Source organism: Streptomyces sp. NPDC091287 (assembly GCF_044768525.1).
Taxonomy (GTDB): domain Bacteria; phylum Actinomycetota; class Actinomycetes; order Streptomycetales; family Streptomycetaceae; genus Streptomyces.
Genome location: NZ_JBIVUV010000001.1, coordinates 93,739 through 116,716 on the forward strand (window position 1 = coordinate 93,739; position 22,978 = coordinate 116,716).

18 protein-coding genes are annotated in these 22,978 nt (G+C 73.4%); 7 read left to right on the forward strand and 11 right to left on the reverse strand.

Annotation, left to right across the window (positions count from 1 at the left end; translation table 11 throughout):
- Positions 1–102 precede the first annotated feature (102 nt).
- On the forward strand, positions 103–1,026 hold the full coding sequence (locus ACIQRW_RS00355) for a ribokinase (RefSeq protein ID WP_403752178.1): 924 nt from the start codon (positions 103–105) through the stop codon (positions 1,024–1,026).
- The gene (gene rbsD / locus ACIQRW_RS00360; RefSeq protein WP_403752181.1) at positions 1,023–1,412 is read left to right on the forward strand and encodes a D-ribose pyranase; all 390 of its coding nucleotides are present in this window, start codon (positions 1,023–1,025) and stop codon (positions 1,410–1,412) included. Before ACIQRW_RS00355 ends, rbsD begins: the two co-directional genes overlap by 4 nt.
- A 156-nt stretch (positions 1,413–1,568) precedes the next feature.
- Here the strand turns inward: rbsD and ACIQRW_RS00365 are convergent, their stop codons facing one another.
- From ACIQRW_RS00365 to ACIQRW_RS00385, 5 genes are read right to left on the reverse strand one after another with little or no spacing between them, the layout of a single operon-like run.
- Entirely contained in the window at positions 1,569–2,165 is a 597-nt protein-coding gene (locus ACIQRW_RS00365) for a hypothetical protein (RefSeq protein WP_403752184.1), read from the reverse strand.
- The gene (locus ACIQRW_RS00370; RefSeq protein WP_403752187.1) at positions 2,162–3,706 is read right to left on the reverse strand and encodes an ATP-binding protein; all 1,545 of its coding nucleotides are present in this window, start codon (positions 3,704–3,706) and stop codon (positions 2,162–2,164) included. Before ACIQRW_RS00370 ends, ACIQRW_RS00365 begins: the two co-directional genes overlap by 4 nt.
- The gene (locus ACIQRW_RS00375) at positions 3,703–4,386 is read right to left on the reverse strand and encodes a response regulator transcription factor (RefSeq protein ID WP_073742781.1); all 684 of its coding nucleotides are present in this window, start codon (positions 4,384–4,386) and stop codon (positions 3,703–3,705) included. Before ACIQRW_RS00375 ends, ACIQRW_RS00370 begins: the two co-directional genes overlap by 4 nt.
- A 34-nt stretch (positions 4,387–4,420) precedes the next feature.
- Positions 4,421–6,076, reverse strand: a complete 1,656-nt coding sequence (murJ, locus tag ACIQRW_RS00380) for a murein biosynthesis integral membrane protein MurJ (protein ID WP_403752190.1) — start codon at positions 6,074–6,076, stop codon at positions 4,421–4,423.
- Positions 6,077–6,084: 8 nt separating this feature from the next.
- On the reverse strand, positions 6,085–7,287 hold the full coding sequence (locus ACIQRW_RS00385; RefSeq protein WP_403752193.1) for a lipid II:glycine glycyltransferase FemX: 1,203 nt from the start codon (positions 7,285–7,287) through the stop codon (positions 6,085–6,087).
- A 243-nt stretch (positions 7,288–7,530) separates the two neighbouring features.
- Here ACIQRW_RS00385 and ACIQRW_RS00390 point away from each other — a divergent pair, with 243 nt between their 5' ends.
- From ACIQRW_RS00390 to ACIQRW_RS00405, 4 genes are all read left to right on the forward strand, one after another.
- A complete protein-coding gene (locus tag ACIQRW_RS00390) occupies positions 7,531–8,742 on the forward strand; it encodes an Ig-like domain-containing protein (RefSeq protein WP_403752196.1) in 1,212 nt (403 codons plus the stop codon).
- A 395-nt stretch (positions 8,743–9,137) separates the two neighbouring features.
- Entirely contained in the window at positions 9,138–10,589 is a 1,452-nt protein-coding gene (locus ACIQRW_RS00395; RefSeq protein WP_403752199.1) for a hypothetical protein, read from the forward strand.
- Between the two features lie 105 nt (positions 10,590–10,694).
- Positions 10,695–11,966 (forward strand): AAA family ATPase, encoded by a 1,272-nt coding sequence (locus ACIQRW_RS00400; protein ID WP_403752202.1) that lies wholly within the window; start codon positions 10,695–10,697, stop codon positions 11,964–11,966.
- Entirely contained in the window at positions 11,963–13,207 is a 1,245-nt protein-coding gene (locus ACIQRW_RS00405) for a VWA-like domain-containing protein (protein WP_403752205.1), read from the forward strand. The genes ACIQRW_RS00400 and ACIQRW_RS00405 overlap by 4 nt, the downstream gene beginning before the upstream one ends.
- A gap of 46 nt (positions 13,208–13,253) precedes the next feature.
- Here the strand turns inward: ACIQRW_RS00405 and ACIQRW_RS00410 are convergent, their stop codons facing one another.
- Complete coding sequence (locus tag ACIQRW_RS00410; RefSeq protein WP_403752208.1) at positions 13,254–14,102, reverse strand: N-formylglutamate amidohydrolase; 849 nt, start codon at positions 14,100–14,102, stop codon at positions 13,254–13,256.
- A gap of 157 nt (positions 14,103–14,259) precedes the next feature.
- Here ACIQRW_RS00410 and ACIQRW_RS00415 point away from each other — a divergent pair, with 157 nt between their 5' ends.
- Positions 14,260–16,422, forward strand: coding sequence for a tetratricopeptide repeat protein (locus ACIQRW_RS00415; RefSeq protein WP_403752211.1), 2,163 nt, complete (start codon positions 14,260–14,262; stop codon positions 16,420–16,422).
- Here ACIQRW_RS00415 and ACIQRW_RS00420 read toward each other — a convergent pair.
- The 5 genes from ACIQRW_RS00420 to ACIQRW_RS00440 all read right to left on the reverse strand — a co-directional run bounded on the left by ACIQRW_RS00420 (position 16,337) and on the right by ACIQRW_RS00440 (position 22,978).
- Complete coding sequence (locus ACIQRW_RS00420) at positions 16,337–18,283, reverse strand: hypothetical protein (protein WP_403752214.1); 1,947 nt, start codon at positions 18,281–18,283, stop codon at positions 16,337–16,339. The two genes, ACIQRW_RS00415 and ACIQRW_RS00420, sit on opposite strands and share 86 nt — an antisense overlap.
- Positions 18,284–18,399: 116 nt before the next feature.
- A complete protein-coding gene (sph, locus tag ACIQRW_RS00425; RefSeq protein ID WP_403752217.1) occupies positions 18,400–19,380 on the reverse strand; it encodes a sphingomyelin phosphodiesterase in 981 nt (326 codons plus the stop codon).
- Positions 19,381–19,520: 140 nt separating this feature from the next.
- Positions 19,521–20,183, reverse strand: a complete 663-nt coding sequence (locus ACIQRW_RS00430) for a class F sortase (RefSeq protein ID WP_403752220.1) — start codon at positions 20,181–20,183, stop codon at positions 19,521–19,523.
- A gap of 110 nt (positions 20,184–20,293) precedes the next feature.
- Entirely contained in the window at positions 20,294–20,794 is a 501-nt protein-coding gene (locus ACIQRW_RS00435; protein ID WP_403752223.1) for a hypothetical protein, read from the reverse strand.
- 138 nt (positions 20,795–20,932) lie between these two features.
- Positions 20,933–22,978, reverse strand: coding sequence for a sensor histidine kinase (locus ACIQRW_RS00440; RefSeq protein ID WP_403753430.1), 2,046 nt, complete (start codon positions 22,976–22,978; stop codon positions 20,933–20,935).

Below are 22,978 nucleotides of genomic sequence, written 5' to 3' on the forward strand. Positions count from 1 at the left end.
TGTGAACCGGCCTGTTGAACCAGGCTTGTGAACCGGCCTGATTGAACCCGGCCGGTGAACCGGCCTGTCGACCCCGGACCGACGAAAGCAGGAAGCACGCACATGCACGACAACGCCCCCGACGACCGGTACGACCTGCTGGTCGTCGGGTCGGCCAACGCCGACCTGGTGATCGGCGTCGAGCGCCGCCCCGCACCCGGCGAGACGGTCCTCGGCTCCGACCTCGCCGTCCACCCCGGCGGCAAGGGCGCCAACCAGTCGCTGGCCGCCGCCCGCCTCGGCGCCAGAACCGCCCTCCTCGCCCGGGTCGGCGACGACGACCACGGACGCCTCCTGCTGGAGACCCAGCGCGCGGCGGGCGTGGACACGGACGGCGTCCTGGTGGGCGGGGCCCCCACCGGTGTCGCCCTGATCACCGTCGACCCCTCGGGCGACAACAGCATCGTGGTCTCCCCGGGAGCCAACAGCCGCCTCACCCCCGAGGACGTCCGGGCGGCGGCCCCGCTGCTGGCCGCCGCCCGGGTCATCTCCGTACAGCTGGAGATCCCGCTCGCCACAGTGGCCGAGACGGTACGCGGCCGGGGGCCGGACACCCGGCTCGTCCTCAACCCGTCCCCGCCCGCCCCGCTCCCCGAGGAGGTGCTCGCCGCCTGCGATCCGCTGGTGGTCAACGAGCACGAGGCGCGGTACATCCTCGGCGACGAGGCGGGGGAGACCCCGCACGACTGGGCGCCGGCCCTGCTCGCGCTCGGCCCGCGCTCGGTCGTCATCACCCTGGGCGCGGCCGGGGCCCTGGTGGCGGACAGCCGTACGGAATCCCTGGACCACCTGGTCAGCCCGAAGGTCGAGGCCCTCGACACGACCGGCGCCGGGGACGCCTTCACGGCTGCCCTGGCCTGGCGGCTGGGCCGGGGCGACGACCTGAGGGAGGCGGCGGCCTTCGCGGTCAGGGTGGGTGCGGCGGCGGTCACGGCGCGGGGCGCGCAGGAGTCGTTCCCGACGCTGGAGGAGGTCGACGCGCTGTGAAGAAGTCGGGCATCCTCAACCGCCACCTGGCGGGCGCGATCGCCGAACTCGGCCATGGCGACGGTGTCCTGGTCTGCGACGCCGGCATGCCTATCCCACCCGGCCCCCGCGTGATCGACCTGGCCTTCCGCGCCGGGACCCCGTCGTTCGCCGAGGTGCTGGACGGCCTGCTCGACGAGCTGGTCGTGGAAGGAGCGACGGCCGCCCAGGAGATCCGTGAGGCCAACCCGGAGGCCGCGGCGCTCCTGGACGGTCACTTCCCCTGGCTGGAAGTGGTCCCGCACGACGAGCTCAAGGCCGCCACGGCGGCGGCCCGCCTGGTCGTACGGACGGGGGAGGCCCGGCCGTACGCGAACGTACTGCTGAGGTGCGGAGTCTTCTTCTGAGCGAGGGCGCGTCCCGGACCCGTAGGGCTTGTCGTCAAACTGCCGCCTGCCGGGCGGCGACGGCAGTTTGGCGACAGGCCCTAGCAGGACGGTACGGGTCCGGAACCTCGCCCTACGCGGGGCGCCGCGGCGCGGCTTCCGGCCGAGGAACCGTTCTCAGCCGGCTCTGCCGGGGGCGAGTTGGCAGGTGCCGGACCTCTTCACCCCGTCCCGTCCCGTCAGCGTCACGACTCCCCGGCCGTCGGTGGCCTCGTTGTAGGCGATCGTGCAGGTCAACTGATGTAGGGCCGTGGCGTTCAGTCCCCGCACGGCCAGGGGCAGGCGAACCGCGATCCCGCCGTCCGACGAGACCTCGACCGCTACGGTTGTGCCCTCGCGGACAGCGGGAAGCGCGGTGGTCAGGCCGGCGGCCCGGTCTGTCCCTCCAGGGCCGGAGAGCAGCGCCAGGACGACCTTCTCCGTGGGCGCGGGGCCCGCCGGTCCCGTGGGGTCCCGGTCGCCGGAGCCCAGCTCGACATACTCGTCACCGAACCCGGCCGAGGGCCTGACCGCCCGGATCACGGGACTCAACCCGCCGTCGGGGGAACGGAAGAAGAGCAGCATGTCGTCGTCACGGTTGAGGAAGGCGTCGACGGTCGCGGGTCCGCCCGCCTCGACGACATCGGACGCCTGGATCCCGCAGCCGCCGGCCAGAGGCGCGCCGACCGTGACGAGCACGCCCACCACGAGTCCGCGCCACCACGCACGCCTCATCTGTCGGCCTCCTCGACCCGGAGCGGTATCTCGACGGTGAAGACGGCACCACCGCCGGGCAGGTTCCCCGCGCGGACCGTTCCACCGTGCAGACGCACGTTCTCCAGGGTGATCGCCAGCCCCAGGCCGCTGCCCGGCGATCGGGTACGGGCCGCGTCGGCCTTGTAGAAGCGGTCGAAGATGTGCGGCAGCGAGGCCGAGGGGATGCCGGGGCCGCAGTCCGCGACCTCGGTGATGAGCACCTGTGTGCCGGAGGAACTCGCCTCCGTGCGCAGGCGCACGGTGACCGGCGCGCCGCCGTGCCGCAGGGCGTTGCCGACGAGGTTGGCGACCACGATGTCGTAGCGGCGCGGGTCGAGCCGGGCCCGGATACCGGTGGGGAGCTCGGCGTGGATCCGGTCGTCGTTCGACCAGCGCCGGGTCTGGAGGGACTTGCGGATGGCCTCGGCGACGTCGATCTCGTCGGAGTTCAACTCGGCCGCGCGGGCGTCGAAGCGGGATATCTCCATCAGGTCCTCGACGAGTACGGCGAGCTTTCCGGTCTCCGCGCTGACCAGCCGGACCGCCTGGGCGGTGTCGGCGTCCAGACGGTCCGCGTCCTGATCGAGGACCTCGGTGACGGCGAGCATCCCGGCCAGGGGGGTGCGCAGTTCGTGCGAGACGTCGGAGGCGAAGCGGCGCGCCCGTGCCTCGGCGTCGCGCAGTTCGCCGACGGACCGCTCCAGTTGTCCCGCCGATTCGTTGAAGGTGTCCGCCAGATCGGCCAGTTCGTCGTTGCCGCGTACCGGTATCCGGGTGTCGAGCCTGCCGCTGCCCATGCTCCTGGCCGCGCGGCGCAGCTCCCGCACCGGACGCAGCACACTGCGCGCGGCGATCAGACCGGGTACGAGCGCGATGGCGAGGCCGGGCAGGGCGCCGTTCCGGGCGGCGACGAGCAGGGCGTCGACGTTGACCTGCTCGTCGGTCATCCGCATGACGGCGTACAGGACGAGTCCGGTGGGCAGCACGCTGTCCGGGCCGGTTCTGAAGACCGTGGGCATGCCGATGGTCAGGTAGGGGACGCCGTCCTTGACGACCCGCTCGAAGCTCCCGTACCGGTCGGCCGTCGCGGCCCGCCGCAGATCGGGGGTGATGACGGTGGAGACCGGGTTCTCGCCCGAGGACGCGCGGAGGGAGCCGTACTCGGCGAACACCACCCAGGGGCGCGGTTTACCCGTGCGGGCGAGGTCGCGCAGGACTTCCTCCAGCCCCTCCTCCTGAACGGGCAGCCCCCAGCCCGTCCGCTGGACCTGGTCGCGGAACGTCGAGACCGCCGTGTCCTGGGCGGTCTTCAGCAGCGCGTTGCGGGCCTCGCGGTAGGTCAGCGCGGACGTCGTGCCGGCGCTCACCACGGCGACCAGCAGGAAGGCGGCCAGCAGTCGGGTACGCAGGCCGAACGCTCTGGCCCGCGAGCGCCCGCGGGTGCTCGCGGCCGAACCCGCGCCGTCCTGCCCTCCGTTCCCGCCACTGCGCGGGCGGCCGGGCCGGGGGGTGGCGATCACAGCGGACCGAAGCGGTAGCCGAAGCCCCGCAGCGTCTGGACGTAACGCGGGCTGCCGACCTCGTTCTCGATCTTGCCGCGCAGCCGGGCGACACAGGCGTCGACCAGCCGGCCGTCGGCGTGGAAGGTGTGTTCCCAGACGTTCTCCAGGAGCTGCTGCCTGCTGAACACCTGCTCGGGGGCGGCGGACAGGTGCAGGAGCAGCCTGAGCTCCGAGGGAGCGAGCGTCAGAAGCCGGCCCGCTTTGGAGACGGTCAGACCGACCCGGTCGATGGTGAGGTCGCCGTAGACCTCGATGGCCGGGCGGCCCGTGGAGCCGTCGTCCATGCGGCGCAGCACGGCCCGGATCCGGGCGTCGATCACCTCGGGCCTGGCGGGCTTGACGATGTAGTCGTCGGCGCCGGCCTCCAGGCCGATGACCACGTCGAAGTCGTCGCCGCGCGCGGTGAGCATGATGATCGGCAGCTGGCTGTGCTCGCGGACCTGCCGGCAGACCTGGACGCCGGTCATTCCTGGCAGCATCAGGTCCAGCAGCAGCAAGTCGGGGCGGAATTCGGCCAGGGCGGCGAGGCCGTCCTCGCCGGTCTCGGCTGCTCGTACGTCGTGGCCGCGGCGGCGCAGACCGAGCTGGACCCCCTCGCGTACGAAGGGGTCGTCCTCGACGAGGAGCACGCGGGGCATCGGTTGTTCTCCCTCGGTGTGGTGATGGTGGTGGTCAGGGCCGGGTCCGGGTCCGGGTCCGCCGACTGTGTACACGCAGGAGCAGAGCGTTCAGTTCGGCGAGCCGCAGCGGACGGGCGAGCAGGGCGAAGGTGAGGACTACGGCGGCCGCGCCGGCGACGGTGGCGGCCAGGGCTCCCGCCCGTGCGGCGCCGAGGGCCGCGAGGTGGCCGAGGGCGGTGGCGGGGACGGCGGCGAGCAGCAGGCGTGCGTGGGCGGCCGCGGAGGACGACCGCCGCAGCGGACGTACGACGTCGAGCCGACGGCTCAGCACCCTGCCGGTCAGCGCCCAGCCCGCGCACAGAGCCAGTGAGTAGGCCGCTGCCATGCCCGTGACGGCCCAACGGGCCGGCAGCACGTGCGCGGCGGTCAGGGACAGGCCCGCGTTGAGGACGACGATCACCAGGTTGAGCAGGAACGGCGTGCGGGTGTCGGAGAGCGCGTAGAAGGCGCGGGACAGGACGTACTGGCCCGACAGGGCGATCAGTCCCGGTGCGAAGGCCATCAGGATTCCGGCCAGGGCGGCCGTGTCGGCGGCGCTGGTCCTGCCGTATCCGAAGACGAGGGACGTCACCGGCCCGGCGAGGGCGAGCAGCGCGCAGGCGGCGGGTACGACGGCGGCCGCGCAGACCCGCAGAGCGTGGGAGACGTCGTTCCGCAGCCCGGTGGTGTCCCCGTCGGCCGCCGCCGCACTCATCCGTGGCAGGAGCGCGGTCACCACGGACACGGTGATGATGCCGTGCGGTACGACCCACAGGGCGTAGGCGTTGTTGTAGGCGCCGAATCCGGGTCCGCCGTCGAGGCCGGCGTCCGTGGCGAGCCGCGTGGTGACCCAGTAGGCGGCCTGGTTCGCGAGGACAAGCAGCACCAGCCAGCCGGCCGCTCGCAGGGGGCGGGTCAGTCCGCTGTCGCGTCGGGCGAGGCGGGGCCGCCAGCGGAAGCGGGCGGCCCGCAGGGCCGGGACGAGGGCGAGTGCCTGGACGGCGATGCCCGCGGTCGTGCCCCAGCCGAGCAGGGCGGTCCCGGTCGGGGTGAGGGTGTCCCCGCCACCCAGGGACAGGGCCAGGTACAGGCCGAAGACGGCCATGACGACGATGTTGTTCAGGGCCGGCGCCCACATCATCGCGCCGAACCGGCCCCGTGCGTTGAGTATCTGGCCGAGCAGCGTGAACAGTCCCAGGAAGAAGATCTGGGGCAGGCAGTAGCGGGCCAGCGCAACGGTCATGGCCGCCTGCCGGCCGGTGTAGTCGGTGTACACGTCGACGATCGTGGGGGCGGCCCACACCGCGGTCGCGGTGATGACCAGCAGGGCGACGACGCAGACGGTGACGAGCCGGTCGGTGTACGCGGCCCCTGCGTCGGGGTGTTCCTTCGCGGCCCGGACCAGCTCGGGAACGAAGACGGCGTTCAGCGCGCCGCCCAGCAGCAGCATGTAGACGATGGTGGGCAGGGCGTTGCCGACCGCGTAGCCGTCGGCGCTCGGCCCGATGGTGCCCAGGGCCGCCGCGACCACGGCGGAACGGGCGAAACCGGTGGCGCGGGAGACGACGGATCCGGCGGCCATGACAGCACTGCCGCGCGGAGCGGAGACCGCACCCTCGCCTTCCGGACGGTCCGCGGCGGTGTGCGTCGTCGGGGATGTCTGCTTCATCTTCATCTTCATCGGCGGTTCAGATACGCCTGGAAGGCACGGTGAAGCGCGAGGTTGGCGCTGCCCCCCAATGGCCTCTCCCATTCCCCCAACGTCTCGACGACCTGCCCACCGGTGCCGAGCTTCCACCGCAGCAATCCGTAACCACGTTCTTCCGGATCGAGAGTGGAGGCTACCCCGCGCATGTCGTAGACGTCCGCCCCGAGGGCGTGGGCATCCAGCAGCATCCGCCATTGAAGGGCGTTGGAGGGGCGGACCTCGCGGCGGTGGTCGGCGGATGCGCCCGTCTGGTACCAGGCGCGGCGGCCCACGGTGATCAGCGTGTGGGCGGCCAGGATCTCGCCCCGGTGACGGGCCAGATACAGCTTCATCCGACCCGGTTCCTCCGCGTTGAGCGCGGCGTACTGGCGCTCGTAGTAGGCGAGCGAGCGACCGAGGCGGAATCCGTCGCGTCGCTCGGTGATGGCGAGCAGTCGGCAGAACTCGGGAAGGTCCGCCGCACTGCCGACCACCACCTCCACGCCCTCCTTCCGGGCCCGGCGCACATTGCGTCGCCACTCCTGGTTGAGCCCGGCCCACACGTCGTCCGTGGTGCGTCCGGCGAGCGGCACCCGGAAGACGTGGCGGGGCTGGGCGTCCCCGCCCTGCCCGGGCCCGTCGCCACCGCAGCGGCGCCAGCCCCTGACCCGCAGCCGGTCGGCGACGGCGGAGCCGAGGGGGTCGACCTCGCTGGCCAGGACGTCGCCGAGGCGTCGGCCCGGGCCGGTGAGCGGCTTGAGCCGGGCGGCGTCCCAGCGCCGGTAGGCGGGCGACGGGCCGATGCGCACGGCGAAGGCGCCCGCGCGGCGCAGGTGCCCCAGGAGCGGATCGAGCCAGTCGTCGACGTCGGGGTCGCTCCAGTCGGCGACGGGCCCTTCGGGGAGGTACGCGAAGTACTTGCGCGTACCGGGGAACGGCCGCAGCAGCACCAGGGCCACGCCCGTCAGTCCGCCCGCCTCCGGATCCGGCCCCCAGCCGATCAGTTGGGAGTCCCATCCCTCCTTGACGCCGGCCCAGGACGGGCACTGGAGGAAGCCGGCGCCGAGGGCCTGGCCTTCGGGGGACGCGAGAAAGCCGCGGTAGGTCTTCGGGGTGATGGTTCCCAGGGCCACGTCCCCGTTCCGTGCTCGGGGCACGGGGCTGGACGACGACGGCAAGAGCAGCGCTGACACGGTCTGGCCTCTCCTTCTCCCCGGACCCTGTCGCGGGGACGGCTCCCCGGACGTTTCGCGGGGATGCAGAGGATGCTCACAGCGCTTCATGACCGCTCCGACCGCCGAATGTGACCGGACCATGACCGTTCCTCACCAGTCGCCGTCACATCGCTCCATAGGGCCTGACCTCGGCTTTTCCGGCTCTACAGTCGCAGCATCGCCGACTCGTCCGGCTCTCTCGCGGCTCTCCCGGAGGTCCTGTTGTCCCGCTCGTCACGCACACCCGTACGCATCCGTGCCCGCGTCCGGGCCGCCGTCGCGGCCGCCCTGCTGGCACCGCTCTCAGCCTGCTCGTCGAGCGCCCCTCCCGGCGCCCCGGTCGCCGAGGTGACGCCGAGCCCCGACGACCGCCCCGTCACGGTCTCCGTCACTCCCGCGGGCAAGCAGATCCAGGCCGGTGAGCCCGTACGGGTCACGGTCTCGGGCGGCAGCCTCACCTCGGTGACCGTCACCGACGCCGAGGGCCGCCGGCTCGCCGGGAAGGTCGCCGCCGACGGCCGGTCCTGGGTCTCCGACCGCAAGTCCGTACCCGGTACGGCGTACGAGGTGACGGCGGGGACCCGGAGCGTGGGCGGGACCGCCCGGAGCGCCCGGGCGGGATTCACCACGGCGAAGGCGGACAAGGTCAACAAGGTCGACTGGAGGCCGGGCGCCGGCACCACCGTCGGCGTCGCCCAGCCGATCTCCCTGGTATTCGACAACCCGGTCAGGAACCGGGCCGAGGTCGAGCAGCAGCTCAAGGTCACCACCTCGAACGGCACCGAGGGCTCCTGGGGCTGGATACGCGACTGGTCGGGCCGGGACCGGGTGGACTGGCGGCCCCGGACGTACTGGAAGCCGGGGACCGAGGTCAGGCTGCACGCCGAGTTGAACGGCACCGACTCGGGAGCGGACGGCGGCTGGTTCGTACGTGACTACACGACGTCCTTCACCATCGGCGACCGGCAGATCGTCGAGGTCGACCTCGACCGCCATCGGCTCTCCCTCGTACGGGACGGAAGTACGGTCCGCCGGATCCCGGTCTCCGGCGGCACGCCCGGCGGCGACAAACGATCCTGGCGGGGAACCGCCGTGCTCATGGCCAAGGAGGGCACGATCAACATGAACTCCGAGACCGTGGGCCTCGCCGACGCCTACGACAAGATGGTCGACCACTCGATGCGGTTGACCTGGTCGGGCATGTACGCGCACGCCGCCCCGTGGAACGCCCGCCATCTCGGCAGGGCCAACCGCAGTTCCGGGTGCATAGGGATGAGCGACGCGGACGCGGCCTGGTTCTACGGTCAGGTGCGACCCGGCGACCCGTTCGAGATCACCGGCAAGGACACCAAGGGCGTGGTCGCGCCCGGGAACGGCTTCGGCGCGTGGAACGTCTCGTGGACCGAGTGGCAGGGGATGAGCGCGTTGCGCTGAGACGCGCGCCGGTACCGAGGCACGCGGTCCCGGACAGCAGCGGGCCTGGCCATGCGGTGAGCCGGGTGCCGAAGGCGGCGAGGGCGTTACCGTCCGACGCGCGGCCCAGGGTGTCGTTCACGGTCTTCTTGAGTTGATTGCCCGCGATCGTTCACCAGGCATCCTCGTTCTTCCGGGCGTCCGGAGGCAGTGGGTTCTCGCTGATCAGAAGGCGCGTGGTGTGCGGCGGCCCGCAGGGCGAATGAGCTCTGACAACGCGGCGTCCCGGCAGGCGTCTTGGCGAAGATCCGCCGGAGAGCAAAGCTCTGGCGGATCCCGGTGACCGGAGCTAAGCTCCCCGCGATGACTCACTCCATGAACAGATTGGGGGACCCGTCCGCGCAAGGTGAGTGCTGATGCTCACTGCGACCGCGAACCGGGATTCCTACCCGTCCCCCTTGTCCTCCCCGTCCTTCTGGCCGCGCGTGCGCGAGTTCGCCGTGCCGGCCCCGATGATCGAGACTGCGACCGCCCGCCGTGAGGCCGGGGACTGGGCAGGAGCGTGCGCCGCGGCAGGCGTCGATATCGATTTCCGCCTCCGGTCCGTGGTGCGCAGCCACGGCAGGGAACTCGCCGCCCGCATCCGGGCGGACCTTCGCCGGCTGGCTCCCGACCTGCTGCGCTGGCACATGCCGAGGATCGCCCCGCACGGGCTGCTGCGCCCGGGGCTGACGATCGAACTGGCCCGCTACGACCCACCGGAGCGCGACGGACCGGGCCCCCTGCACCTGGTCGTCCGGACCCCGCCCGCCTGGGCGGACGCCGGGCAGCGGATCAGCCTCGCACTGTGGGACGGGTCGCACACCGAGCCCGCCGCCCGCCGTCACCCTCATCCGCGCCCGAACCGGCGCTTCCGCCTCGATCTGCACCGTCACCTGTGGGACGCGCGCAGGGCCGATGAGCTACGGATCCGTTCGGGCCTCGACGACCTGCTGTCCACCCGTGCCGCCGAGGCGGCCGACCCGGAGCTGTGGGCCGCCGTCCCGCCGGACCGACGCTGCGCCGTCGACCGTTGGGCGGCGGAAGCGGCGATCCTGCTCCGCGCCGAGGGGCCGGGGCCGGGCAGAGCGGTCAGCGTGCGGCTGGGTGGCCGACGCCGGCTTCTCCTGGAACTGGAGGCCGGCGCGGACGGTCGGGGTACGCCTGTCGCACGGGTCGCCGAGGCGGCACCGGACCCGGGCGCGTCCACACCACCGGTGCTGCCCGACGCGGCTACCTGGGTGCTGCCCGACCTCGACCTGCTCCGTACCGGGGCGATCGAGGCCGGTCAGCTGCACCCGCTGGTGGCTCGGGCCCTCGTGCCAGATCTACCGTCGCCTGCTCCGGCACCGGCTCGTCCGGGTGGCGGTGACCGGGCGGGAGCGTCACGCCTCGTGGAATGCCGGGGAGAGCAGCACCGGATCGGCCTGGTCGAAGGGGTTCTCGCCCCGCTGGACCACGATCCGGCCGAGGTCCGCCGCGAAGAACTGCTGGTCGCGCTGACCGGTACTCCGCTGCCCTGCCTCCGGGCCATCGACGAGGCGCATCGGCGGCCGGACTGCCTCACCGGTGTGCGGGAACGCCTCGACCACGGCGACATCGCCGGTGCGCTGGCCGTCGTCGAGGGGCTGCTCGGTCCTGGGGCGGTGCTGCGCAACGGTCCTCTGCGGGACGAACTGGAGGCCGCCGCGCAACGGCGGATCTCCTACGGACTGTTCCGGGCCGACCTGCTCGGGCCCGGTCCCATCCGCCGACGCTCCGACCCCCGCCGCCCCGTCGACCCCCGTCCCCGCCGGGCCCGGCGCCCGCGCCACACAGTCGTCTGCTGACCTCGGTGTGCCGGGCCTGACGGGCCCAGCACCGTGACCGCCCTCGCTCACCGCCGTACGTACCCGTGCTCATTCGCCCTCTCGCATACCCTCAGGTGATCACCCATGCTCACGAACACCCCGTCCGTCGCGCCCGCACCCGTGCCCACGGACTCCGCTCCCACCTCCCAACTCGCCGTAGCCGACGCGCTGATGAGCCTGCTCCGCGCCACCACCACCGAGCCGCGCCCCGACACCCAACTGGAGGCGCTGACCCTGGCGGTCTCCGCCGACCTGCCCGTGCTGCTCTGGGGTGAGCCGGGGATCGGCAAGACCGCGGCCCTCACCCAGCTCGCCGCCTCCCTGGACCTGCCGCTCACCACGGTCATCGCCAGCGTGCACGAGCCGTCCGACTTCTCGGGGCTGCCCATCGTCGGCGACGACCCCGCCGAACAGGGAGTGCCGATGGCCCCGCCGGACTGGGCCGTTCGCCTCGTACGGTCCGGGCGCGGGCTGCTGTTCCTCGACGAGCTCTCCACCGCACCGCCCGCCGTGCAGGCCGCGCTCCTCCGCCTCGTACTGGAACGGCGGATCGGGGCGCTGCAACTCCCGCCCGGCGTGCGAATCGTGGCCGCCGCCAACCCGCGCTCCTCGGCGGCCGACGGCTGGGAGCTGAGCCCGCCGCTCGCCAACCGCTTCGTCCACCTCCAGTGGACCCACGACCACGAGGTCGTCGTACGCGGCCTCGCCGGCACCTGGCCCCGCGCGACACTGCCCCGCCTCGACCCCGAAAAGCTGCCCGAAGCGGTGGACTTCGCCCGGCGCGCGGTGTGCGGGCTCCTCTCCGCCCGCCCCACGCTCGTCCACCGGCTGCCCACGACGGAGACACGGCGGGGCGGCCCGTGGCCCTCGCCGCGCAGTTGGGACATGACGCTGAACCTGATCGCCTTCGCGACCGCCGCCGGATCCTCCAGGGACGTGCTGTCCTTGCTGGTCAGGGGAACGGTGGGGGACGGCCCGGGGCTTGAGCTGCTGGCGAGCCTGGACCGGATGGACCTTCCGGACCCCGAGGACCTCCTCGCCGACCCGGCGGGCGCCGTTCTGCCCGAGCGCGGCGATCTCCGCCAGGCCGCGCTGGACGGGGTCGTCGCGGCGGTCCGTACCCGCCCGGACAGGGCCCGTTGGGACGCCGCGTGGGCGCTGCTCGTCCGGGCGCTGGAGTCCGGAGCCCCGGATCTGGTGGTCGTCCCGGCGACGACCCTCGCCTCGCTGCGCCAGGAGGACTGGGACGTACCGCCCTCCATCGAACAGCTCGCGGGCGTCGTGTCCCTGTCCGGGCGCGCGGACCGGGCGGCGGCCCGGGTCACGGCGAAGGCGAAGGCGACGGCGGGCCGATGACGACGACGGACGCGCCGAGCGCGCTCGACCTGGACAAACTCTTCGCCGCCCGCCTCCAGGCAGCCCGGGTCCGCCCCTACCTGGCGACCGCGCTGTTCGCCCTGCACACCGTGGAGTCACGGCAGGTTCCGACCATGGCCGTCGACCGGTACTGGCGGTGCTACGTCTCGCCGGCCTTCGTGGCCCGTACCCCCGTCGAGGAGTTGGCCGGGGTCTGGGTCCACGAGGTGTCGCACCTGTTGCGCGACCACCACGGCCGCAGCGACCGGGTCGCCCGGCAGCGCGGGCTGACCGGGCCCGGCGACCGGCTGCGGATGAACATCGCCGCCGACTGCGAGATCAACGACGACGTGTACGGCGCCGGCCTGGCCCGGCCGAAGGGCGCTGTCCACCCGTCGACGCTGCACCTTCAGCCCGGCGAGCTCATGGAGGACTACCTGTACCAGTTCCGCCTCGGCTCCCGCACCCAGGACCTCGCCTGGCTGGACTGCGGAAGCGGCGCCGACGGGCTGGAGAGGGAGTGGGACGTGGGGCCCGACGGTGCGCACGGGCTCAGCGCCCATGAACAGGACGCGGTCCGCTTCCGGGTGGCGCAGGGCATCACGGGCCGGCCGGGGAACGCCTCGAAGGGGTGGAAGCGGTGGGCGGAGGAGGCGTTCCATCCGCCCCAGCCCTGGCGGGACCTGCTGGGCGCCGCCGTACGTTCGGCCGCCTCGGGGCCCGGTGCGGGGGAGGACTACACCTACGGCCGCCCGTCGCGACGCTCCACCGGACTGCCCGGCGTCGTCCTGCCGAGCCTCCGCCGCAGACCGCCCCGGGTCTCCGTCGTCATCGACACCTCCGGCTCGGTCAGCGACGCCGAACTGGGCAGCGCCCTCCTGGAGGTCGCCGCCATCTCCCGTGCGGTGGGCGGCCGCCGCGACCTGGTCACCGTCCTCGCGTGCGACGCGGCGACCCGGGTCGTGCACCCGCTGTGCCAGGCCGAGGGCATCCCGCTGGTGGGAGGTGGCGGCACGGATCTGCGTACGGGCTTCGCCAAGGCGCTCCGGTCCCATCCCCGCCCCGACGCCATCGTGGTCCTGACCGACGGACAGACACCCTGGCCCGCGGCGCAACCGGCCTGCCGCACGGTCGTCGGCCTGTTCCCGAGGGACCACAGACGCAGCTCCTGGGACGAGGACAACCCGGACTACGTCCCCCGCCGGCCTCCGGCGTGGGCGCGGGTGGTGGAGATCGGGTAGCCGGTCGGCGGCCGTACGGGAGGTCCTCTGCTGTCCGAGCTGCCGATCACCCCGCGTCCACCACCCCCACCAGCTCCGCCAACGCCGCCGCCAGTGCGTCGAGCCCCGGCCCGGCAGGACCGCCCGGCTCGCTCATGTATGTGTCGCGGCGGATCTCGATCATCAGCGCGGTGACCCGGCGGTCCGATCCGTAGTGCCGGAGAGGGACGTACGTACCGGCGAACGGGGTGTCGCGCCCGATGCCGCCGCGGCCGACGCGGCCCCCGAACGCCGCCTCCGCCGCCGCGAGGAGCTCCGGCGGGGTGTGGAACGGGTCGGTGCCCAGGCAGACGGGCGGGCGGGGGCCGGTGCCGTGCAGCTCGTAGGGGAGGGGTGCGGCCGGGTACGAGTGGACGTCGATGATCACCGCGCGGCCGGCGGCGGCGAGGCGCGACTCGACCGCCGCCGTCATCGCGTCGGCGTACGGGTGGAAGTACGACTCCAGCAGGGGACCCGGGTCCGCCTCCGGCGGGCGGAGAGGTTCACGGTGGGTGGTGCGGGTGTAGACGGCGCCCATGCCGACGGCGAGCATCTCCTCCCGCTCGTCCGGGAAGCGTTCCGGGTCGACGACCAGCCGGGAGAGGTTGTTGACGAAGCGCCACGGGGCGGTCGCGGCGATCTCCGTGGCCGTGGCCGCCAGTTCGGCGGTATGGGCGTCGGTGATGTGGTCGAGCTCGCGCTCCAGGGCTGCATCGTCCAAGGTGATTCCTGCGCGCACCTGTCGGGGGATGCGGCGGGACCCGTGCGGTACGTGCAGGAGGACCGGTGAACCGGCAGCTCCCGGGATGAGCGTGAACGGCTGCGGATCACTCACGAGTACTCCTTCGGTGTGTTTCGTTCGTTCCCGCACCAGCATCCCGGACCGTGGCCGGAAGGGGCCGCACGGTTGCCCCGTTCTCCTGGCAGCCCGTCAGCGCGCAGGCCCAGCGGATACCGTTGCTCCTTGCGATCGGTCGTGGCGGTGCCCGGGAGGGGTGCACCGGGCGAACCGGCGGGAACAGGGGGCGCACCGCATGCTGGATCCCATATCGATGGCCGCCATCACGGCGGTCCTCGGCGCCGTCGGATCGGGCGTGGCGAGCGAGGCCGGCAAGTGGGCCTGGGAGTCCGCTGGCGGACTGGTGCGGCGGATGGCCGGACGCGAGGTCGCCGCGCCGACCCGGCCCGAGGAACGGGACGCCGTGGCGCGGATCATCCACGACAGCGTGCGGAGCGACCCCGAACTGGCCCGAACCTGGAGCGCGTTCGCCCGCACGGTGCAGACCACGGGAGCAACGATCGGGCGGCCCCGGCTGCCCGCTTCCGTGCGCTTCTTCACAGACCGGAAGGGGGCGATGAAGCTGCTCGACCGCGAGGCGGGCCGCAAGGCGGACGGACGCCCCCGGGTCGCCGTTCTGTACGGGGACGACTCCATGGGCACCAGCGCCCTCGCCGTGCACTGGGGCTGGCGGGCGGAAAGCCTGTTCCCGGACGGGCAGCTCTACGTGGACCTCGGCCGCCGGGGCGCCGGCAGTGCCCACACCGCCGGCAGCGCCCTGCGAGAACTGCTGCTCCGGCTCGGGCTGCGCGACGAGCGGATCCCGCCCTCGGAGGCGGAGCGCATCGACGCCTTCCACCGTGTCGTCGCGGACCGCAAGCTGCTCCTCGTCCTCGACCACGCCCGGTCCGCCGCGCAGGTCGCACCGCTGCTCACCTCCGCCCCCTCCGTTCTCACCCTGGTCGTGGCCCGGCGACCGCTCTCCGGTCTCGACGCGTTCCCGGTGCCCGTGGGACCCCTCGGCGACCGGGACGCGGCGCGCCTGCTCGCCAAGATCGTGGGCAAGCAGGTCATGCGTTCCGCCCGTGCGGCGCTCCCCGCCGTGCTGGCACGCTGCGGCGGGTCGCCGTACGCCCTGCGCGCCGCCGCACCCCGGCTCCTCGATCCCGGCCTGCTCACTGCGGCCCCGCCGACCCCACTGCCCCATGACGAACCGACGGGAGGTCTCACCATGAGCGACAGCGACCCGGTGCGTACGGCCGCGGAGGACGCCTACCGGCTGTTGCGACCGGACGCGGCACGGCTGTACCGCCTGATGGGGCTGCGGCAGTGGCCTGCCTTCGACGCGGAGGCGGCGGCCCGGGGCGCGGGCATCGACGTCGACGCCGCCGAGGAACTGCTCGGCGGGCTGGCCGACGTACTGCTGCTGGAGCACACGGACAACGGGCGCTACCGCTACCGGCCGTCCGTACGCGCCCACGCCGAGGAAGCGGCGTACCGCCAGGAGGGCATCTCCGGCTGCTCGGCGGCCACGACCCGCGCCGTGGAGTACTACCTGCGGCTGTCGGTGACGGCGGCGCGGGCCGCACTTCCGGAGAGCTGGCGGGTGCCGGACGCCCTGGACGACGGCCCGGACGGCGCCTACGCCGGGCGTGGTGACGCCGTGGCGCGTCTCGCCGTCGAGCTGCCCAACCTCGTCGAAGCCGTCGCGACCGCCGAGGAGTTCGGAAAGCCGGACACGGTGCTGACGCTCTGCCGCGCCCTGTGGCCGCTCCAGCTCAAAGCGGGCCACCACGAGGCGGTGCTCCCGGCCCTGCGGATCGGGACGGCGGTCGCCGACGCGCAGGTTCCCGGCAGTCGGGCCGCAGGCGCTCTTCACGCACAACTTGCCCACACCTTGGGTGAGTTGCAGCTCATGGACGAGGCCGGTGCGGAAGCGGCGGCGGCCGCACGCGACGAGCGGGCGGCGGGTCACACCCGCGGGCTGGCCTCCGCCATCGAGTTCCTGGGGCTGCTGCGACTACGGCAGTGGCGCTTCGCCGACGCGTATGACTGCTTCGACGAGGCGGAGGCCGTCCTCGACGGCATCGGGCCCGACGGCGAGGGTGCGGCCGATGTGCCCCGGGCCCGGGCTCTGCTGGAACGCCACCGGGGCCGGGCCCTGCGAGGTCTCGGGCGGCTGGACGAGGCCCAGCAACATGTGCGGCGCGCGCTCGCCGCCTTCCGGGCGAACGGCGAGGCGTACAACACCGCACGGGCTCTCACGGACCTGGCCGAGATCCTGCTGGCCGGTGCGGAGCCCGCCGCGGCACTGCCGCTGACCGACGAGGCGATCAGGATCCTGTCCGAGGAGAACGCCGACCAGCACGTGGAGTATCTGCGCCGCCTGCGTGAGCGGTGCTCCGGTCCGCCGGAGTAGGGGAGGGGCGCTGCCGCGTTCCGCCCGCCGCCGGCCTGTCCGCCTCGGTCGCGACCACCACGTGGTGGGCGGTGCTGCCCGTACGGACGACCAAGCCGCCTTCGACCAGGGCGGTAACGGTCCTGCCCGCCGCGAGCCAGGCGTGCACCGCCGACGCGTACACCGCCGGGTCCGCGTCGGCTTCCGGTCCTGCGGTGAGCCGGAGCAGGTCCCCGCCCCGGGCCCTGACGACGCAGGACGAGGGCCCGGTGACGTACGCCGCGAGCGCGCACTGCGCGTGCCGGTCCAGTACCTCGGCGGCCCATCGTCCGGGCGGGCCGAACCGCGGGTCGTCCGGGGCGCCGTCCCGGAAGACGACGTCGGCCAGGCCGAGTTGCCCCGGATCGCGGGTGTCCTCATGAACGGCGAGATGGGCGTCCCCCGCCCCACCGGGTTCCCGGGCGGGATCGGCGTACCGGGTCACGACGACCTCCGGCCCCGCGAGGACGCGCGTCAGTACGTACTGGGGAGCCGTACGGAGAGCGGGTTCCGGGTCAGGCAGCGGCAACGGCAGGAGCAGGGCGGGGCCCGGCGGCTCGGGGGCGGCCATCAGCCCGTAGAAGGCACGCCTCAGCCGTACCGCCGCCTCGCCGGGCACGGACGAGGTGAAGCGCATCGGACCCGGCTGCGGGATGTGGCTCTCGATCAGCGCGTCCACCTGGCCGCGCAGGGGTGCCCGGGCGTCGAATCGGGGAGCGGTCCGGATGAAGTCGGCGATGGGCGCATCGGGATCGAGGCTGTCCAGAGGCGCGGCTCCGAGGAGTACGGGGGTGCCGAGTGCGGCGGCGTAATAGGTGACGGAACCGTGGTCCCCGATGACCACGTCGGCCGCGAGCAGCGCCTGACGCCAGTCCTCCAGCGGGTCGATCAGCGCCAGGCCGGCGCGCCTGGCCCGGTCCAGCCAGGCCCTGATCTGGCCGGGACCGTGACCGTGCCAGATGTTCGGGTGGAGGACTGCGGCGACGCGGTACTCGTCGGCGGGAAGCTCCGACGCGAGCCGCGGTAGCAGTGCGGGCAGCGCGTCGTCACCGCCCCCGCCTCCGTCACCGGCTCCTTCTCCGTTGCCGTCGCCCAGCAACGACCACGGGCTCCAGGTGGAGTTGAGCAGGACGAGACGCTGTCCACGCCCCACGCCGAGCGCCCTGCGGAACCGGTCCCGGTACGGACGTGCTGCCAGCATCCGGTCGAAGCAGGGGTCGCCGGCGAGGACGGCGGTGGGCAGCGCCTCCGGACAGGCGGCGGCCAGCCGGTCGAACTGCTCGGGGTGGGAGAGGACGAGTGCGTCGGCGAGGGGAACACCGTCCGCCAGCAGCCAGTCCGGCGCGAGTCCGAAGACGGGGGGAGACACACTCCGGGGCAAGACCGTCGCATCCGCATCCGCATCCGCATCCGGACTCGGTGCTTGGTGCTCGGTGCTCGGTGCTCGGTGCTCGGTGCTCGGTGTCGCCAGCCTTTTAGTGTAGCCGATACCGTGCGAAAGTACGATCAACGGCCCTTGGATCGCGGCGAGTTCGCCGCCAAAGCTGGCCGAGATCGCAAGGTCCACCGGCGTCGCGAGGGCCTGTTCCCACGGGAGTACGGGCATCCCCAGGTCCGCGAGCAGGTCCGCGACGCCCGACCGGAAGGCCGAGGACCCCGTGCAGGTGGCGAGGAGCTGCGCCCCGAGGTCGTCGTGGAACAGCGGCAGGACGTCGAGCAGCCGGGTCGCCGAGGTGACGTTGTGCACGACGAACAGCACGCGGCGGCATCGCACCCGCGTGGCCCAGCGAGCCGCGTCGTCCCCGACCGGCACCCGTATCCACTGGTCCTGCTCCTCGTCCATACCGGCCCTCTCGCGCTCCCGGACACAAGCGCTGGCCACGATATATCGGCAGGGGCCGGGCGGTGCGCCGTCCCCTCCGGCGACGAGCGGAGGGGGACGGCGGCGTCATGGTGCGGCTACTGGCCGGAGCCGACCACCGGGTAGTGGTCGGAGAGGTTCGTGTACGTGTAGTCCGTGCCCCAGCTGGACACCGTCCAGGGGACGCTCTCCTCCTTGATCACGTCGTTCTTCCAGCCCGCCGGCTTGGCGTGGCCCGTGCGGTGCAGGACGTGGTCCAGGTCCTCGCGCGGGTCGTCGGGGTAGCGCTCGGAGGCTATGGAGTTGTCGCGGGTGTCGAAGGAGTACGGGTGGCCCGTCCGGGTCTCCGGTGCGCTCAGGCCCGCGTCGGAGAGGAACGAGGCGTACTCGGCCGAGTGCCCGTCGACGTTGAAGTCCCCTGCCACGACGACCTGTTCCGAGGCCGGGATGTTCTTCGCGTCCAGGAACGCGTCCATCTGCTGGAACTGCCGGCTGCGCATCTGTGCCGCCTGGCCCGCCGAGCAGCCGGGGTCGGTCGACTGGGCGTGGGTGCCGACGACGTGGACCCGGGCGCCGTTGACGTTCAGCACCGTGTAGGCGAAGCCCTTGTTCGAGAACCAGTCGCCGCCGCAGGCGTCCTTGAAGACGAACTGCTCCTTGCGCACGATCGGCCACTTGCTCAGGATCGCGACGCCGCCGTCCTCCGGCGTCGCCGCCGCGTACGAGCCGCCCGTCGCGTCCCAGCCGCTCTTGCTCCGGCCGACCACCGGGGTCTGGTACGGGTACTGGGACGCGGAGTTCCGCAGCAGTGCGTCGGAGGCCCCGTTGTCGAAGGCCTCCTGGATCACCACGACGTCATTGCCCTGGTAGAACGACGCCTTCGGGATCTCGGCCGCCCGGTGGTCCTGGCCCCAGTTGGGGTACAGGGTCTTGCTGAAGATGAACGCGTTGTACGAGAGCACCCGCAGCGACGGGGGCTCGGCAGCCGCCGCCTGCGGTGCGTTCACGGCGAGGGTGACGGAGGCGAGGGTGGCCGACAAGGCCACGCCGGTCAGGCGGGGGAACGCGGTGTTCGGCACGAGGTCTCCTGTGGTCGAGTGGGGGGCGTACCGGTCGACCCCATCCAAGCAGCGGGAGTTACCCACGGGTAGACATCGGGTGGCGCGAGTCTGTCCGGCCGGCTGCCATCCGAGGGCCACGTGGGCGGGTGCGCCGACTTTCAGGCGAGGGCGCCGTACACGATGAGGTTGTCGACCGGATGGCCCTCCGCGTCGAACTCCCCGTCGCAGGTGATGAGCCGCAGCGTGCTGTCCTTCGTCGGGCCGTAGACCCTCTCGGTGGGGAACGCCTTCTTGCTGACCGTCTCCTTGCCCGTGACCGTGAAGCGCAGGGTCTTGCCCGCTCCGTCGCGGACCAGCACCTCGGCGCCCTCACGGATGTCCTTGAGGTCGTGGAAGACGGCCCGGCCGAAGCGGGTGTCGTTGTGGCCGATCAGTACGGCCGGCCCCGGTGCCCCGGGCACGGACGCGCCGGTGTACCAGCCCGCCGTCATGCCCTTCTCCGCAGGCGGGACCTCGACCGTTCCGTCCGCGTTGAGCCCCAGCTCCATGAGAGTGCTCTGTATGCCGATCGAGGGGATCGAGACGTGGGCGGGGCCGGGCTGATCCGGTTCGTCGGTGCTGGACGGCTCGGTCGATCCGCTCGATCCGGATACCGCCTCGCCCTGTGCGGAAGACGCCGAGGCGGAGGGCGCGCCTGATGCGGCGGAGGAGGACGAGGAGGAGGGCTCGGCGGACGAGCACCCCGCCAGTGCGACGCAGGCCGCGAGGGCGGTCAGCAGGGCGGCGGTCCGCCGGAAGCGGTGGGGCGTACGGGACGGCACAGAGGACTCCGGGATCGGGGCGGGACGGGGCGGGTGCGGGCCGGTGCGCGGGCGTGGCGCCGCCCCGGTGCGGGGGCGACGCCACGGTCAGCGGTGGTGAGCGGTGCGGGTCAGCCGTTGAGGCCGGCCGCCGAGCGGCGGCGCAGCACGATCGTGCCCACGCCCGCGAGCAGCGCGGTCCCGGCCACCGAACCGGCCAGCACCGCGGTGCTGTTGTCACCGCTGCCGGCGCCACGCTCACCTGCGGCGACACCGCCGCGCGGGGTGACGGCCGGGCCCGCGTCCGTCGGCGCGGGCGCCGGGCGGTCGCCCGCGGCGACACCGCCGCGCGGGGTCACCGCAGGGGCCTTTGCGGGTCCGGCCTCCGTCGGCGCGGGTGCCGGGCGGTCGCCCGCGGCGACACCGCCGCGCGGGGTCACCGCAGGGGCGGCCTCCTTCGGGGCGTTCGCGGCGTCCTCGGCGCGCTTCGTGGACAGATCGACCGCGGCGGGCTCCGACGGCTTCGGGGAGGAGTCGGCGAAGGCGGCGGCGGACGGGACCAGCACCGCGCCGGCCGCGACAGCGGCCAGGACTGCGGCACGCAGAGTGCGGCGAGAGGGGAAAGCGGTCATACGGATGGCTCCATTCCATACTCGGCCCGTGACGGTCCCGGATGCCGGTTCGCACCGGGGACGGGGCGTGCCGCCAGGCTGGCGTGGAGATATGAAGAAGCTGTCAGGGCGCTGTGGTCATCCCATCAGGGCATCCCATCAGGGGCCGGACGGCGTGGTCCCGGGCAGCCGGAGGAGGAACGTCGACCCCTCGCCCTCGACGCTCGTCGCGTCCACCGTGCCGCCGTGGGCCTCGACCAGCTTGCGGACGATGGCGAGGCCGAGGCCGCTGCCGCCCGTGCGGCGGCTGCGGGACTTCTCCGCGCGCCAGAACCGGTCGAAGACGTGGGGAAGGTCCTCGGGCGGGATACCGGAACCGGTGTCCGCCACCTCGACCAGCACCGCCCCGTCACCCTCCTCGGCGGCGTACGCGCGCAGCGTCACCCGCCCGCCCTCCGGCGTGTGCCGTACGGCGTTGGACACCAGGTTGCCCACCGCCTGCCGGAGCCTGACCGGGTCGGCGCGCAGGGCCGGACCCGGCGCGGTGGCCGTGACGGCGAGCGTGACGCCCGCGTTCTCCGCCCGCGCCTGGTGGGCGGCGGCGACCTGGCTCAGCAGCTCCCGGGCCTCGACGGGTTCGGGGTGCAGCCGCAGCACCCCGGCGTCGGCGGCGGCCAGGTCCTGGAGGTCGTCGATGATGTGCTGGAGCAGCACGGCCTCCTCCAGCAGCGAGGAGACGAACGCCGGGTCGGGGTCGGCGAGGCCGTCCTGGGCGGCCTCCAGCCAGCCCCGGATGTTGCTCAGCGGGGTGCGCAGCTCATGGGCGACGTCGCTCACCATGGCCTTGCGCTGCTCCTCCAGCCGCGCCCGGTGCGCGGACATGTCGTTGAACGCCGCGGCCAGCCGTCCGACCTCGTCGTCCCCCGAGACGGGCACCGACTCCGGCTGCTCCCCCTCGCGCATGCGCTGCGCGGCGCCGGTCAGCGCGTGCAGCGGGCGCACCAGCCGGGCTCCCGCGAACACCGACGCGCCCACGGTGAGGGCCAGTACGAGCGCCGCGGCCCCGGCGATCCTGGCGGTGTTCGCGGGGGAGAGGTCGAACCCGGGCAGCGTCGCGCCGCCCTCGTCGCCGATGAAGAGGAGGGCGGGGGAGGACACGTACGAGCTGAGCTGTTCGCTCCGGGCCGCGCTCACACAGGACGCGATGGCCCGGTCGTTCTCCCCGGTGCGCTCCGGCGTGACGACGGACGGCTCGGCGTCCTCCACGGGGCCGTCGCGCGGCGTCGGCACCGGTGCCGGCAGCGGCACACGCGGCACCAGCGGTCCGGGTTCGCCCGGCACGGACGCAGAGGCCGGATCGCCCCAGGACAGGTCGCCGTTCAGCCGCACGCCCTCGCGGCCCTGGCGTTTCAGACAGGCGTCGGCCAGCTCGGTGAGCGCGTCGAGCGCCTTCCGTTCCGAAAGGGTGGGTGTGTCCAGGGCAGCGAGATCGCAGCGGGTGCCCAGCGCCCGTTCGGGATCGTTGCCCACGATCTGCACCCGCGGGCGGCCGCTCGCGCCGACCACCACGTCCGAGGCGATACCCGCCCGGTTCAGGCACTGCACCTTGTCATCGGCGGTCCGCCGCAAGGTCTTGCTGTCGGCTGCCGACAGCCGGAACGGCCCCACCGCCCGGGGATCGATGCGGTCGGCCGCCGTGCCCTGCCCGTCGGCCCCGCGCGCCGCCAGAACGGTGTCCACGGACAACGGGTCGACCACGGCGGACGCCTGCGGCGGGAGCGCCGGGGCGGTCGCCGCCGTGGCGGAGTCCGCCAGGGGCTGCCTGCCCTGCGTGGTCAGCGCGACCCGGCGGCCCGACTCCCGGGCCAGCTCCCGCACCGTCGCGCCGACCCCGTCCCAGGTCGGATTGCGGGCGGCGTAATTCAGCAGGGTGTCGTAGATCCGGGCGTCCGCCGTGAGGTTCTGCCCCTGCTCCTGCTTGATCGCACCCGAGGTCGTCTGCACGGCGATCCAGGCGGTGGCCGCCACCGAACACGCGGCCACCAGCGCCGAAACGGCGAGCAGCCGCCCCAGCAGGCTCCGGCGCAGCGGCAGCCGCGCCCGGCCCGGCGTCTCCCGCCGGCCGTCGCGCCGCCCGCGTCGGCCGGCGCCCTTGCCCTCCCCGTCCGTCCCGCGCCCGACCGCCCCGTCGTCCCCGTCGCGCAC

Coding starts and splice junctions, on each gene's coding strand:
- ACIQRW_RS00355 (WP_403752178.1), top strand. CDS start 103: ATGCACGACAACGCCCCCGACGACCGGTACGACCTGCTGGTCGTCGGG.
- ACIQRW_RS00365 (WP_403752184.1), bottom strand. CDS start 2,165: ATGAGGCGTGCGTGGTGGCGCGGACTCGTGGTGGGCGTGCTCGTCACG.
- ACIQRW_RS00375 (WP_073742781.1), bottom strand. CDS start 4,386: ATGCCCCGCGTGCTCCTCGTCGAGGACGACCCCTTCGTACGCGAGGGG.
- murJ (WP_403752190.1), bottom strand. CDS start 6,076: ATGAAGCAGACATCCCCGACGACGCACACCGCCGCGGACCGTCCGGAA.
- ACIQRW_RS00395 (WP_403752199.1), top strand. CDS start 9,138: ATGCTCACTGCGACCGCGAACCGGGATTCCTACCCGTCCCCCTTGTCC.
- ACIQRW_RS00400 (WP_403752202.1), top strand. CDS start 10,695: ATGCTCACGAACACCCCGTCCGTCGCGCCCGCACCCGTGCCCACGGAC.
- ACIQRW_RS00405 (WP_403752205.1), top strand. CDS start 11,963: ATGACGACGACGGACGCGCCGAGCGCGCTCGACCTGGACAAACTCTTC.
- ACIQRW_RS00410 (WP_403752208.1), bottom strand. CDS start 14,102: ATGCTGGTGCGGGAACGAACGAAACACACCGAAGGAGTACTCGTGAGT.
- ACIQRW_RS00415 (WP_403752211.1), top strand. CDS start 14,260: ATGCTGGATCCCATATCGATGGCCGCCATCACGGCGGTCCTCGGCGCC.
- ACIQRW_RS00420 (WP_403752214.1), bottom strand. CDS start 18,283: ATGGACGAGGAGCAGGACCAGTGGATACGGGTGCCGGTCGGGGACGAC.
- ACIQRW_RS00435 (WP_403752223.1), bottom strand. CDS start 20,794: ATGACCGCTTTCCCCTCTCGCCGCACTCTGCGTGCCGCAGTCCTGGCC.